The sequence below is a fragment of the Sphingobacterium pedocola genome (genome assembly GCF_015209965.1).
Lineage (GTDB): Bacteria > Bacteroidota > Bacteroidia > Sphingobacteriales > Sphingobacteriaceae > Sphingobacterium > Sphingobacterium pedocola.
This window is the reverse complement of record NZ_MU158689.1, coordinates 916,712-929,778: the sequence shown is the minus strand read 5'-3', so window position 1 is coordinate 929,778 and position 13,067 is coordinate 916,712. Positions and strand designations below refer to the sequence as shown.

At 40.3% G+C, this 13,067-nt stretch carries 14 protein-coding genes; 7 read left to right on the top strand and 7 right to left on the bottom strand.

Features of this window, described 5'->3' with window-relative positions; genetic code table 11:
- The first annotated feature begins 56 nt into the window (after positions 1-56).
- Positions 57-899: a sialate O-acetylesterase gene (locus C4F40_RS03930; RefSeq protein WP_231389909.1), complete on the top strand. Its 843-nt coding sequence runs from the start codon at positions 57-59 to the stop codon at positions 897-899.
- A gap of 586 nt (positions 900-1,485) precedes the next feature.
- A complete protein-coding gene (locus C4F40_RS03925; protein WP_196938059.1) occupies positions 1,486-1,689 on the top strand; it encodes a hypothetical protein in 204 nt (67 codons plus the stop codon).
- Between the two features lie 188 nt (positions 1,690-1,877).
- On the opposite strand, the gene C4F40_RS03920 is transcribed toward C4F40_RS03925, so the two are convergent.
- A complete protein-coding gene (locus tag C4F40_RS03920) occupies positions 1,878-2,906 on the bottom strand; it encodes an LLM class flavin-dependent oxidoreductase (RefSeq protein ID WP_196938058.1) in 1,029 nt (342 codons plus the stop codon).
- Positions 2,907-3,015: 109 nt separating this feature from the next.
- On the opposite strand from C4F40_RS03920, the gene C4F40_RS03915 reads away from it, so the two are divergent.
- Positions 3,016-3,360 (top strand): winged helix-turn-helix transcriptional regulator, encoded by a 345-nt coding sequence (locus C4F40_RS03915; protein ID WP_196938057.1) that lies wholly within the window; start codon positions 3,016-3,018, stop codon positions 3,358-3,360.
- A gap of 165 nt (positions 3,361-3,525) precedes the next feature.
- On the opposite strand, the gene C4F40_RS03910 is transcribed toward C4F40_RS03915, so the two are convergent.
- The 4 genes from C4F40_RS03910 to C4F40_RS21535 all read right to left on the bottom strand — a co-directional run bounded on the left by C4F40_RS03910 (position 3,526) and on the right by C4F40_RS21535 (position 6,823).
- A complete protein-coding gene (locus tag C4F40_RS03910; RefSeq protein WP_196938056.1) occupies positions 3,526-5,184 on the bottom strand; it encodes an IPT/TIG domain-containing protein in 1,659 nt (552 codons plus the stop codon).
- Between the two features lie 12 nt (positions 5,185-5,196).
- Positions 5,197-5,973: a hypothetical protein gene (locus tag C4F40_RS03905; protein WP_196938055.1), complete on the bottom strand. Its 777-nt coding sequence runs from the start codon at positions 5,971-5,973 to the stop codon at positions 5,197-5,199.
- 281 nt (positions 5,974-6,254) lie between these two features.
- Positions 6,255-6,482 (bottom strand): hypothetical protein, encoded by a 228-nt coding sequence (locus C4F40_RS03900; protein ID WP_231389907.1) that lies wholly within the window; start codon positions 6,480-6,482, stop codon positions 6,255-6,257.
- 185 nt (positions 6,483-6,667) lie between these two features.
- Complete coding sequence (locus C4F40_RS21535; RefSeq protein ID WP_262894805.1) at positions 6,668-6,823, bottom strand: DUF1016 domain-containing protein; 156 nt, start codon at positions 6,821-6,823, stop codon at positions 6,668-6,670.
- A 162-nt stretch (positions 6,824-6,985) separates the two neighbouring features.
- Here C4F40_RS21535 and C4F40_RS03890 point away from each other — a divergent pair, with 162 nt between their 5' ends.
- A complete protein-coding gene (locus tag C4F40_RS03890; protein WP_196938054.1) occupies positions 6,986-8,125 on the top strand; it encodes an epoxide hydrolase family protein in 1,140 nt (379 codons plus the stop codon).
- A 134-nt stretch (positions 8,126-8,259) separates the two neighbouring features.
- Here the strand turns inward: C4F40_RS03890 and C4F40_RS03885 are convergent, their stop codons facing one another.
- The gene (locus C4F40_RS03885; protein WP_196938053.1) at positions 8,260-8,457 is read right to left on the bottom strand and encodes a hypothetical protein; all 198 of its coding nucleotides are present in this window, start codon (positions 8,455-8,457) and stop codon (positions 8,260-8,262) included.
- A 223-nt stretch (positions 8,458-8,680) separates the two neighbouring features.
- Between C4F40_RS03885 and C4F40_RS03880 the strand changes: the two genes are divergently transcribed.
- The 3 genes from C4F40_RS03880 (at position 8,681) to C4F40_RS03870 (ending at position 11,048) form a co-directional block, all read left to right on the top strand.
- Complete coding sequence (locus tag C4F40_RS03880) at positions 8,681-9,157, top strand: RNA polymerase sigma factor (RefSeq protein ID WP_196938052.1); 477 nt, start codon at positions 8,681-8,683, stop codon at positions 9,155-9,157.
- Positions 9,158-9,159: 2 nt separating this feature from the next.
- Positions 9,160-9,702 carry a hypothetical protein gene (locus C4F40_RS03875; RefSeq protein ID WP_196938051.1) on the top strand — a complete coding sequence of 181 codons (543 nt, stop codon included), beginning with the start codon at positions 9,160-9,162 and terminating at the stop codon, positions 9,700-9,702.
- Between the two features lie 389 nt (positions 9,703-10,091).
- Positions 10,092-11,048 carry a TolB family protein gene (locus C4F40_RS03870; RefSeq protein WP_196938050.1) on the top strand — a complete coding sequence of 319 codons (957 nt, stop codon included), beginning with the start codon at positions 10,092-10,094 and terminating at the stop codon, positions 11,046-11,048.
- Positions 11,049-11,271: 223 nt separating this feature from the next.
- Here the strand turns inward: C4F40_RS03870 and C4F40_RS03865 are convergent, their stop codons facing one another.
- A complete protein-coding gene (locus C4F40_RS03865; RefSeq protein WP_196938049.1) occupies positions 11,272-13,020 on the bottom strand; it encodes a glycoside hydrolase family 43 protein in 1,749 nt (582 codons plus the stop codon).
- Positions 13,021-13,067: the final 47 nt, after the last annotated feature.

Here is a 13,067-nt window from a genome sequence, read left to right as displayed (position 1 = left end):
TTGGGGAGGGCGATAGGGCAATCGTCCCTCCTTTTTTACTAATAGGCACAAAAATCATGAATATAAAGAATTACTTGATCTTATTAACCATTATAACCTCTATTTCAGTATATACAATTCAAAAATCATATGCCCAAGACAAGAACTTCCACATTTATCTCTGCTTTGGACAATCTAATATGGAAGGCCATGGCAAATTTGAAGATCAGGACACTGTGGGCAATGAGCGCTTCTATTCACTTCAAGCCGTAGACTGCCCAGAACTCGATCGCAAAAAAGGAGAATGGTATCTTGCACAGCCTCCGATCACACGATGCAACAACGGTTTAACGCCCGCGGACTACTTTGGCAAAAAACTAGCTGAAAACCTACCGGATAGCATCCGTATCGGTATTATTAACATATCCGTCGGCGGATGCGATATCCAGCTTTTTGATAAAGATAGCACGATTAGCTATGTAGCCAAAGCACCTAATTGGATGAAGGGTATCCTCTCCGCATACGATAATGATCCTTACGGACGTCTTGTCGAAATGGCCAAAATCGCGCAGCAAACAGGCGTCATTAAAGGGATCTTACTACATCAGGGAGAAAGCAATACGGGAGATCGCGATTGGCCAAACAAGGTTAATAAGGTTTATCAAAATCTACTACAAGATCTTAAACTTGAAGCATCCCAAACACCTTTATTAGCCGGTGAGTTACTATCAGCAGAACAAGGAGGTAAGTGTGCGAGTATGAATGCTGTTATTAAGACTTTACCAGGAGTAATTCCAACAGCTCATATTGTTTCATCCGACGATTGCGAAGGAATACCGGATGGATTGCACTTTAGTCCTGCAGGCTATCGGCAACTCGGAAGAAATTACGCGGAAATAATGCTAGATATTCGCAAATAGTAGAGACGTTTTTTTTATAATATTGAAGAAGCAATATTCCTGGCAAAAGCACAGATTGCCACGTCGCTATGCTCCTCGCGATGACGTGCTTTTGATTTACAGTACTATCACAAACGCCCACAAAAGGGCATAAACAAGCAAAAAGAAAACCGAAAAATAAAGAACACAAAGCTGCCATGATGTCTTAGTATTAAGTATTAAGGTGTTAGGAGTTAGATTTCAGGAAGTAGGATGATCTAGTCTCTAACTCCTGTCACCTAACTCCTAGTCACCAATCACGAGTAACCAGTCACCCGGGGCTGATCAAGATTGATCAAGTTACTCCATAAATATTTGATTATATGCATTTTCCGTACACGGTTTGTACTACACGGAATTGGGTTAGCAGCTGCCCGGATGGGGTTCAACACTAACCATATCCAGTCGAGTGTCCACCTGATTGGGTGAGCTGCTATCCGCACTGAGTCTAGCACGAACCATACACGGTCAAGTGTCCATCGGATCGGGGGAGCTACTAACCGAACCGGGGTCAGTGCCGAACATAACCGGCCGAGTGTTAAGCTAACCGAGTGAACAGCTAACCGGAATGGATGAAGTATTGACCATAACTGGTCGAGTGCAAAGCGTATACGGTAAGCTATTATCCGTGTTCGGTTCAGCGCTAACTATATCCAATCAAGTGCCCACCAGATTGTCTGAACTGCTATCCGCACTGAGTCTAGCACGAACCATACACGGTCGAGTGTTAACCCAACAAGGTGAACTTACAACCGAATCGATGAAGCGCTAACCCTAAGCGGTTGAGTGCTACATTAACTAGGTGAGCAGCTAACCGGATTCGGTCCAGTGCCTACCCAATTAGGTCTAGCAGTCTATTTGTTAAACTTATCTTTTATTTTAATTTTCTAAATGCCGGATTCGGCAACTCCAAATTCCCTCTCAATGTGTCGGACTCATAAACTGCGTAAAATCAAGATATTAATCCCTCGCTTCGTTGATCTCGTCCATTATTGCTGCAAAATGTCGGATAGATTTGATTCGATCCTCACGGTTGTGAGCGATGGTGACAGTAATCAGCTCATCCACACCGGTTAGTTCAAGAAACTCTTCTATTTCTTTTTTTACTTTTTTCTTACTTCCCACAAAAGAATATCTAATCATTTGCGCTAGGGTTGGATGATTCATCATCGCTTGAAGCTCAGCTGTCATTTCTACGGGTGGATGCACCCCTTCTTTTGTACCCGTTAAGACACTCAGAAACATCCGCACATGCGTGGTAAATAAGCTTTCTGCTTCTTCATCGGTGTCGGCTATATATACATTGATTCCCGCCATGGTATACGGATTTTCCAAAGATTTTGAGGGCTGAAATTCCTGTTCGTAGATGCGCAGAGCATTATGCAAATGCGTGGAAGCAAAATGACTGGCAAATGCATAAGACAAGCCAAGTTGCGCGGCAATATGCGCACCATCCGTACTCGATCCTAGAATATAAAGCGGGACATCTCTTCCTTCGGCAACAGTAGCCCTCACTTTAGCCTGTTTATTCTCTCGCGAAAAATACTGCTGAATTTTCCCTATTTCTGCCGGAAAAGAATGAGCAGCCTCCATAAAATCGGAACGGATGGCACGGGCCGTTTCCTGGTCGGTACCGGGCGCCCTTCCGAGCCCCAGGTCAATCCGACCCGGATATAAATGGGCCAAGGTGCCAAACTGCTCGGCTATAATCAAAGGGGAATGGTTGGGCAGCATGATCCCGCCGGATCCTACACGGATAGTTGACGTGTTTTCGGCAATGTAACCAATGAGCACCGATGTGGCACTGCTCCCGATAAACTCCGCATTGTGGTGCTCGGCGAGCCAGAAACGTTTGTAACCCAGCGCTTCGGCCTGTCGGGCTACTTCCAGCGAATCATTCAAGGTTTGCTTGATTGTTCCTTCTTGCGGCACATTGGCCAATTCTAAAATGGAATAATTTATTTTCTTATCTTTTATTTCTGTTCTCATTCAGTTGAAGTCTTGTATAAAAAACTGTTGCAAATGTACGAAAAATTACTTTCCTTTGTATAGCACTTTCCTAAAGGATAGTGCATTCATGATTTGAAAACAATAATATATGACCCCTAAACAATCTTACTTGTCCTGCTTGGATACCTTAAAACCAGTAAGGGATGCATTGGATGTTTTTAACGGAAAATGGAAATTACCTATTCTTGTATCCATAATGGTGGGCAACGAACGCTTTACGGACATACAACATAGTATCTCCTGCATCACACCGAAGGTGTTGGCAAAAGAACTAAAAGATCTCGAAGAGCATAAACTAATCAGACGTGTTATAATTAATGAGTATCCGGTAAAAATTCTTTACAGGCCTGAACCTTATGCCGAATCGATCATCCCTATCATTGATGCACTTAAGGAATGGGGTCTTAACCATCGGAAGAAGCTCTTTACCTAATTCTACACCTTCCCTTCGGAATATTGTATCAGTTTCGCAGCTGTTCGACTTTTGAGCAAGCTGGCGGATAAAGAGTTAGAGAAAATCTGTAACTAATCTCACCATAACAAACGAACCTGAATCATGATGTTGATTCAGGTTCCTTTGTTAGATATCTATTCTGATTTACTGCAAGATCGTAAAATTATCGTTGTGTACAACAGTCTGACCGTTTGTCTCAATCGTAAGCTTCATGGCTCCAGGGCTCACATTAGATGGTACCGCCACGACAATCGTATCGTCGGTCAGCGTATTCGGTGCCACCACTACTGTACCAAATCTTACCATCGTATAATGCGGATTAAATCCTGCTCCCTTTATGGTAATCAATGTACCCGGAACACCAGACGCTGGAGAAAACGAAGAAAATGAGGGACCGATCACCTGAAAATCACCAGCGAGGGTTATGGTCTTATTTGGTACGTGAACAGCTATCTTCACAGCACCTTCATTCACTCCTGTCGGGACGTTAGTTTGTAGGTTCGTAGCCGATGTGGCTAAAGCACTTGTTCTTACCGATCCGAAAGACACCTCATAATAAGTGCCCTGTATAAAACGTCCTGTTATATTTACCTGTCGATTCGGACCTCCGCTCGACGGAGAAAACGTCGTCGCTACATATCCAATTATATCGATTTTCTTTGGCGCTTGTACTTCATGTGGCCCCACCTTTAAATACAAGGTATACTCTCCTTCGCTTATATTGCTGGGCACCGTATATACATACTGCCCACTATTATAGATAGATACCGCTTGATAAGTTCCTGAACCGAGTTTCGCCATAGGCCTGCCATTGCTTACGTCACCGGTAGATACGAAGTTCGTACCGTAGATCATCAAATTCTGTCCCGGGAAAATAGATTCCGTAGTCGATGTGATTACTGGCGGAGTAACTGTGAATACCCCGGGTAATACTTTCCGTTGCCCGTTGATCGTTACGGCAACCTCTGATGAGATGCCGACGGTAAACGGTACAGGTACGACATTCATGGAAGAATACGACATATTAAGAGAACTACCTCCGATATGGACCAAGATATCTGAATTGTAATAGTAGTTGGCAGGCATATTATCGCCCATGAATCTAATTGGCGTACCTACTGGCCCTGTTTTTGGCGTAAAATCCGTAACATTGGCCTGCATGGTAAAATAATTGTATCCATTGTTAAGATTTAAGCCGCCTATATTTACGGTTACGTTAACTGATTGTCCATGCGTAGCATCAACTCCGGCAGGCACCTCTGCACTGATCTCCGTACTACTGACCGAAATGATCTTTGCAACGACATTATTAAATCGTACAGAAATAGCGGAAGCATCCGTATCATAAAATTGTCCAGTAATTTTAACTTTATCGCCGACCTTCCCTGTTGCCGGACTAATACCACTTGTCGTTAAACTAGGGAGGTTAACATTTAAGACGGCACCGAAAGCCGTCCCTTTCGTATTCTTGAGGTAAGATCTCACATAGATACTACCGTAATAATTACCCGTTAAGACAAGGTTTTCAAGTGTTTTCGTAAACTGCCCCTTTTGCGGGTTGTTACCCAGCGACACTTTGGTTCCTTTATTTTCGTCGATATAAGAATCATGACTGTAAACGAATCCATAATCTTGAATCTTTTCGCTTCCGAGCGCGACAATATTTCCGACCACAGTAATGGTCGTTGGCGAGGTTGCTGTGACAGATAAGGTCTGTAATTCAGGATGTGTCAATCCATCCTTCTCGCAACCAGAAAAAAACAGCGTGAGAAAAGCTATACAGCAGCAAAATATGTTCTTCATGATATGTCTTCTTTAGAACGCGTAGCCAATACGAATACCGTTGATCAGAGAAGTACCAAATTCTTTCTTTTTCTTCGAGTGCACAAAATTATCCGTGTTGTTGGTCTGCCCAGTTGTTTCCGACTCTGGCGACTTGTAAGAGGTCTGTGCGTATCCGAGGTTAAATTCATATCCCAAGAAAAGATTTTTTGCCACATAGTAATCAAACCCTGCTATAGCTGCTACACCAAACCGTGTATAGGCATTGTTTGTTAACGTGTTGTAAGGCACCGTATAATAATAGCTACCATTGTTATAGTACTGAACCTGTCTATATTGTGTTTCCAACCAGGCGTTTTTTGTCGTCGTCGTCGTTCCATTCGTGGTCATTTCTTGAGATGCCGAAAGCTTCGACCATGTTAGATCCAAGCCAATATAAGGGGACAGTCTTTTCGTACCCTTAAAATGTCGCTCTATTCCAATGTTGATGCCAAGTCCCGTACGTTTGTTGGTGCCACTGATAATTTGTGCTTCGGCACCATAGGGATTGCCGCTGCTAAAGGTCGAATCAATAACATTGATACTCAATCCCGCACGCAGCGCTACAGCATCACTAATGAAGTACCGTCCTTTGATCTGGTTTAGGGAATTGCTAAGGCTCAGATTGCCTTTAAATGGGTTAAAATTCAGCTCGGTTGCAAAGCTTCCTTTACGAGGTTTTATCCCCCCGTTGTCTGTTACTGTTTCGGTTTGGGCGAAGGCATGATTTACAGCAAGCGCCATAATCATCCCCAAAAATATTCTTTTCATAAATCCATAATTTTGCGGCAAATATACTTTTTACGTTTTGAATTAGCGGTATTAATTTATTGTTTAGCAGTAATTTGTAAGACCAGGGGATATATAAATAAAAACCCACTGCCCTGCCCTTCTTCACGGCGGTGATTTACCCTCCTGCCGCAAGTTGAAAAGTGATGCCTGCACGATGCCCTACCTCGCACAGGCATCATCTATGGAAAGGGTCTACTATCAGCGTGGTTCCTCAACTGTTTATAAAAAAACCGCCATTGCCCATCCATCGTATGACTGTTTTATCGATTTTTGAAATGCTTCTGCACCAAATGGTTTGGAGCAGGCGGCGTAGCCTGATATTTTCTATTAGCTGGCATCTTGTTGAAAATTTGTACCGCGGTATCCAGATCCAGTGCATCCATATCCACAAGTTTTAATGATCTAACCATGTGGAGTGTGGTTGTCTTGTATTTTAGGAAATGCTCGGTTTTCAAATGGGATTGGTAGGCCTCTTGATCTTTGTACATTTCCAATATATATTTATGAGCACAACAGAACTGAGATTTGAAAACAGAGTTACAATTGTGACTGTTGGCGGCAATGGTATGGTATGGTATGGGAAGCACTCTGCCAGTGTGAATTTCACGACAGCATCGTTCTTACTGACACAGAGCAAAAATACCATTGGTAGGGTTTTCATAGAGAAGCTTCTCTACACGATCATAATTATTGACCACATCTGCAGCTGACCAATGTGCTGATGCGTCAGCTTGTGGGTTTTGATTTCTGTGATCACAAAGCATTGCAAAATGCGGTTGTAAAACACCAGATCAGCAAAAAACTCATCCCCCTCGATATGTAATGTCAAAATTGGTATCCAATGTTATAAATATGAAATTTAATTTAATAATTAAGATTCACAGTAAACAATAATATTTATGAATTGTTAAAAGATTACTAAAACCTATTTAAATCAAATAACAACATCTATTTGATTAATTTTTTTTCTAGAACTAAGATAATATATTCCATGAAAAACGCTACCATAAATCCATTTAAAATCGAAATTAATAGAGAACATATAAATGATATACAAATTAAGGTTAAAAAATATAACTGGCGAGATTTTCCTAAAAGAGATGGTTGGCAAGATGGTGTCGGTTATGATGATTTATTAAAACTAGTTAATTTTTGGAATATTCATTATAACTGGTATGACGTTCAGGAAGAATTAAATTTATTACCCAACTATACATTCGTAAGTGAAAATTATACAATTCATTTTTTGCACTTTAAAACTAACGCTTCAAAGCCACCAATACTTCTACTTCATGGTTGGCCTGGTTCTTATCTTGAATTTGAGAATCTAATGAATAAATTAGCAGTAGATGGACACGACGTCATAGTTCCATCTCTGCCGGGTTTTGCATTTTCAAGTCCATTAAATGAAATAATTGGACCAAAAAAAATTAGTAGCTTATTTAATAATTTAATGAATGAATTATTTGGGGAAACAAAATATATAATACAGGGAGGAGATTGGGGGTCTCATATTGCATCTTGGATGGCATATTTATATCCTAACAAAATCATTGGTATACACCTTAATATGGTAGGAATTATTTCTGAAGACAATGAGCCAAAAAACGTAAATGATAAATTATTTATGGAAAACAGGAATAGAAGATTATATGATGAACAAGGGTATAATCATCAACAAGAAACTAGACCACAGACTTTGGGCGTAGCATTATACGACAGTCCAGTTGGAACAGCAGCATGGATTTTAGAAAAATTTGGAAAATGGGCCGACTTATCCTTGGCTAAGGAAGGAAGCCCAGATTTATGGTCAAAATTTGATGAAACTAAAATTTTGACCAATATAATGTTATATCTAGTAACAAATACTATCGTATCTTCAACTTGGATATACCGTGGGATGTATTTAGAGAAATCTAATAAATTACCTTTAAAAGCATACATAAAAGTACCCACTGGGATTGCAGCATTTCCTGACCCTGTATTCGCTCCAACTCCTAAATCAATTGTTGATTACAACTATAATGTTATCCATTGGAGTACAATGGACAAAGGTGGCCATTTTGCTGCACTCGAAGAACCAGAAGTATTATATTTAGATTTTAAAAAATTTATTAGCAGAATAGTTTGAGTATTCCAGTATACTCAACAGTATTCTTATCTTTCTAAGTATCAGTTTAATTCTCTGCTATTTTACCTTGAAATCGCTCTTCGAAAAAAAGGAGGACTAAAGACATTTAACGAAATACTCTTGCTGGCCAAATTTCAATTTCTTGATTCTTTTAACTGCTTTAATTTTTCACTAATGAATTTTATACTATCGGATAGGGCCTCATTCTGATCCTTTAAAATACCTATTTCGTTTTGTATGTTTTCATCTCGTAATTGCGATCTTCCATCTGGTGATGATTCGCGGCCACAGGCAGCGAGTGAGAGCAAAATAATAACAGCAAATTGTTTCATGTTTTTATGATTTAGCTTATTAGTTGTATAACAGCAGTAAAAACTTACACATGTTCCAATTTTTAAATGACTTTAGGCGTGCATCCTTAGCAAGTTTTTACATATTTTAATAAATCGCTGTAAGTTTTTCCATATTTCTGCAACTTATTAGGAAATTCGCATAACATGAATAAGACAAACATACAGACAGTTGCGAAATTATTACCTTCAATAAAAGATAGTAATGGATGAAGCAGTGTTTTTAACCCTTATAAGTGAACATCAGGGAATTATCCATAAAATATGTCGCCTGTACCGGGATATCCGCGAGGATCGTGAAGACCTATTTCAGGAAATAACGTTCCAGCTTTGGAAATCCCATGAGACATTTAAAAATGAGTCTAAAATCAGCACCTGGATCTATCGCATTGCGCTGAATACCGCAATTGCCTCCTTCCGAAAAAAGAAACATGCCATTGAGTACTCCCCTGTCTTGCCCGATCTGGCAGACGAACAGCCCGATGAAGAACTTGCCTTTCGTCAGGAGCGCTTATTCAATGCATTGAAAAGGCTAAATGATGCCGACAAGGCAATTATCACCCTATACCTTGAGGACCTAAGTTATCAGCAAATAGCAGAAATTACAGGAATAAGTGAAAATAATGTTGGCGTAAAATTGAACAGAATAAAAATCAAAATTAAAAACTTCTTAAACAATTAATCATGGAACTGAACGACATAAAAACGACATGGAGCACAGTGGAATCCCCGCGAGTTTCCGCTCAGGAAATTCGTGCCATGGCATCCGAAAAAATGCACCCCTCTCTTAGCGGTATTAGAAAACAATTGACCATAGAAATCATTATATGGAGTGTTTTTCTAATATGCTATTACTCCATGTTTGACGGTGACAAAAAACCAGTATGGGTCAACGTTCTGCTTGTGCTATCTGTGCTTATACCCATTATTCACAACCTAGTGGGCTATAGCGTTGCTAAATACCCGGTGCAGGGAACAAATATTCGAGAATCGTTAAACATGTATCAATCTAAAATTAAAATTTACGCTATCATTTCCATTATTACCAGACAGATTTACCTAGCTGGGTTTCTATTGTTTTTCACTTACGGATTAAGCTTTAACTCGAGCAAATATCTTTCGCTGGCTATTATCATCTCCATATTCCTCGTACAGCTATTTATGTCATATCGGATATGGGCAAAACGTGTGAAAAATTTGGGTAGTGCATTAGCATCATTTCTATAATCAACCTTTATTGTTCAGGCGAAAAATGACAATCTTTTACTCCAGGGATGAAAACGGAGATATTCGGTCACTAGATTCCCTCGCATACCGGTATGATGCTGAAAATGGTCTGGAGTAACTAACATACTTAAACGGGAAGTATGAGTGGATTTCCCTCGAAGAAACAGAGAACGAGAGATTGACGAACTGATAAATATAAGTTTGGCAAATGCCGAAAGGATACGTCATCCTTCCTTTAACACATCCGGGATGTACAAATAAGCTTACCAATGAGCGCGTGACGTATTGAAGCATTAATCATCGAATTAATCTCAAAAATACTGGTTTTCATGGATATGATATGCAATTTCTTTTGTTCAAATTGCAGGCTATAACTAAATTTAAATATTATGGAAAATATTCGATTTTTGGGAATCTTCGTGTTTTTTTTCTTATGCTTTACTGCATGTAGCAAGGATGACAATGGAGAAGTAAACAGCTCGACACAAAACCTTAATGGTAAAATTTTATATGACAAAGGCGAGAATATTTATTCTTTTGATTTGCGCAGTGGTGCAAAAAGTATCTATTTTGAACATAATAACTATTCTCTGAACGGTTGGGACGTTAGTTGGGATGGGCTTACACGACTAGAAACATCATCGATTGCTGGGGATTTTCAAAACATTAGATTCAGGTTTGTTAATCCTTCTAATGGTGTGATCGAACACGAAATAATTTACCCACGCTCTGCTCAAGAAGATCGTTTAACCTCTGGAAAGCTTGTTGGACACAAATCACAGATACTACTCGAACCAGATTTAAATCATGGGATCGTTTTGCTTGATTTAGAGGGTAATATTATTAAGAACTTTCGTAAGGTAAATGGGAAAAATTTAACGTTGGGTGATAAAGCGATGATGCTTGCCGATAAGAGTATCTTGTTCACATTTGATAACAAGTATATCTTAAAAACAAGTCCTCCTTATGACGAAATTGTCGCCATAAAAGAAATGAACTATTCGGATTGGGGAAATGTACACAGCAGTAAAGATGGCTCAAAGCTATCGGTTCGCATAGACAAGCATATTTACATTATGAATAGTGATGGAACCGATTTAATACAGGTCACAGATAGCCAAACACAGGAACGAGAGGGCATATTTTCGCCTGATGGTAACTTCTTGCTCATTGCAGCAGATTATCAGCCGGCGACATCAAGACCCGGAACTTGGAGCCTAAATATCATTCCATTGGATGGTACTAAACACATTGTAGGGAAAACCCCTTCAGAAGCGGTCATCGTGGTAAAAGAGCAGAATAACGAAAATGTGGAAAAGGGTGATAATTATATGTTGTGGCGTTAGAATCTTTGCGATCCTTTCATAAGGACCTGAAATACATATTTTCAAGTAACTGATCGGCGTCATAAGCCAACAACGTCTCTAAGTTAAGGTCGCGCGCATGCCTGAAGGACTTCTCCAACAACTTGACTCTTTCTATTTATCACGATCACCTCGCTTTTGGAAGAAAAGTACTCCAAAAAGCTACCGAAGTATTACATCTCAGTCTATATTTAAATATTTGTATCTACAGCTTGGTATCGCTAGCGGAAGTAGCATATAGTCCAATCATCGCTCCGGTAAAACCTCCGGCTATATCTGTTGACAAAATATCTCCCGACATCATACTACCAAGGTTATTGTAGGGGCCATTACTTATGCCGTAGGAAAACTGATAGTTATCTCCATCTGCTGTTACCTTTAACCTAATCTTACCTGCTTCATCTAATTTAGTACGGGCAACAATTTTTGACAGCCCTTTCTCCGTACGTTCCAACACCAGATAGTAGTTGCCATCCGACTTCGTAACACCAAATACGTAATTGAACGTTTCGCTCTGCAAGCAGGTGAGGCCGGCAAAGTCCATCTCCGACCGAGGAGTGTAATCCATTTCAACGGACGCAGAAAAAGTAATGTGCTGTTGTCTATGGAAAAGAGCAGAAATTGGCTTTTGCTCTTTAATACTTACTGCAAACGGTTTTATAATAAGTCCATTTTTGGTTTCGTGAACGAACTTTTCACGTGGCCCTCTTAATCCTATCCACCGGTCATCTAACCTATCTCCGTCAAGCCTGTCGGCAAATGTAAAATTTGCATTTGGGAAATACTGTCCGGTATTCATCTCGTTTTTTGCACCTTTAGGCATGCGAACAGATGGTTTTAAAGGTTCTAGCCCTGCTTCAAACAGAGGCCATTCGCCCGACCAGTCTACCGGTAAGATAAAGGTCTCACGTCCGGTGTTCACACGGCCTTCTTCGTTAGGTCTCACCGCCAAAAACACACCGTACCACTCTCCTCCGGGTGTTTGTACTAAATCTGCATGTCCGGCCCAATCCACTTTATTTTGCCTGTCCCTGGGGAGATGACGCTGTGAAAGAATAGGGTTATTTGCTGCTGGAATATAAGGCCCCATAGGACTATCACTGGAAAACACTACTTCGCTATGATTACCCCCCGTTCCTCCTTCTGCACACATCAAATAATATTTCCCATTTCTTTTATAGACATGCGGTGCCTCAATCCATATAGGCTTTTGCTTGATATCGACCCCACCATCCACAATAATCTTGCTTGTACCGGCTATTACCTGATCTGTTTCAACATCGTATTCCCAAACCTTAATTACACGATGCCCTTCATACAACTCTTTCCCCTTATCCGGAGCATCATTATGCACAACATAGGCTTTACCATCATCGTCAAAAAATAGCGCTGGGTCAATTCCGTCAAACTGCAATTTGATCGGATCTGACCAATGGCCTGCTTTTGGATCTTTGGTTTTCACAACCATATTACCTATTCCCGAGGCAATCTGCGTCGTAATCATATAAAAGGTATCGTTATACGGATTATACATGATATCAGGAGCATATATCCCCGCACTGATCCCAGCAGTTCCCACTTTCAATTGCGACTCGCGGTCCAAGACGTGTCCGATCTGCTGCCAATTAACCATGTCTTTTGAGTGAAAAATAGGAACACCGGGGAACATGACGAAGGAGGAGGTGACTAAGTAATAATCGTCTCCCTTTCTGGTAATGCTCGGATCGGGGTAACAGCCTTGTAAAATAGGGCTGTAAAACTGTCCTTCTAATAGCGGGTTTTCGTCATATATCTTGTCGTTTCCGACGTACTCGAAATTACTAAATATAGGTTCCCCATCTACTTTTTCATCGCCAGAACGCATCGATTGGCAGGAATATAGTAAAGCAAAAGCAAACAGACAGGCCCCTATCTTTATTTTTCGGATTGCTTTTTGTTTTCTTGTTTGCATCATATTATCGTTGTAGAGTAGTTTAATTTTCAATGTATTTGCCTATTAAG

Bases quoted from the DNA above. Each gene is read 5' to 3' on its own strand.
- C4F40_RS03930 (WP_231389909.1), top strand. From the start codon at position 57: ATGAATATAAAGAATTACTTGATCTTATTAACCATTATAACCTCTATT.
- C4F40_RS03925 (WP_196938059.1), top strand. From the start codon at position 1,486: ATGGATGAAGTATTGACCATAACTGGTCGAGTGCAAAGCGTATACGGT.
- C4F40_RS03920 (WP_196938058.1), bottom strand. From the start codon at position 2,906: ATGAGAACAGAAATAAAAGATAAGAAAATAAATTATTCCATTTTAGAA.
- C4F40_RS03915 (WP_196938057.1), top strand. From the start codon at position 3,016: ATGACCCCTAAACAATCTTACTTGTCCTGCTTGGATACCTTAAAACCA.
- C4F40_RS03910 (WP_196938056.1), bottom strand. From the start codon at position 5,184: ATGAAGAACATATTTTGCTGCTGTATAGCTTTTCTCACGCTGTTTTTT.
- C4F40_RS03905 (WP_196938055.1), bottom strand. From the start codon at position 5,973: ATGAAAAGAATATTTTTGGGGATGATTATGGCGCTTGCTGTAAATCAT.
- C4F40_RS03900 (WP_231389907.1), bottom strand. From the start codon at position 6,482: ATGTACAAAGATCAAGAGGCCTACCAATCCCATTTGAAAACCGAGCAT.
- C4F40_RS03890 (WP_196938054.1), top strand. From the start codon at position 6,986: ATGAAAAACGCTACCATAAATCCATTTAAAATCGAAATTAATAGAGAA.
- C4F40_RS03885 (WP_196938053.1), bottom strand. From the start codon at position 8,457: ATGAAACAATTTGCTGTTATTATTTTGCTCTCACTCGCTGCCTGTGGC.
- C4F40_RS03880 (WP_196938052.1), top strand. From the start codon at position 8,681: ATGGATGAAGCAGTGTTTTTAACCCTTATAAGTGAACATCAGGGAATT.
- C4F40_RS03875 (WP_196938051.1), top strand. From the start codon at position 9,160: ATGGAACTGAACGACATAAAAACGACATGGAGCACAGTGGAATCCCCG.
- C4F40_RS03870 (WP_196938050.1), top strand. From the start codon at position 10,092: ATGGAAAATATTCGATTTTTGGGAATCTTCGTGTTTTTTTTCTTATGC.
- C4F40_RS03865 (WP_196938049.1), bottom strand. From the start codon at position 13,020: ATGATGCAAACAAGAAAACAAAAAGCAATCCGAAAAATAAAGATAGGG.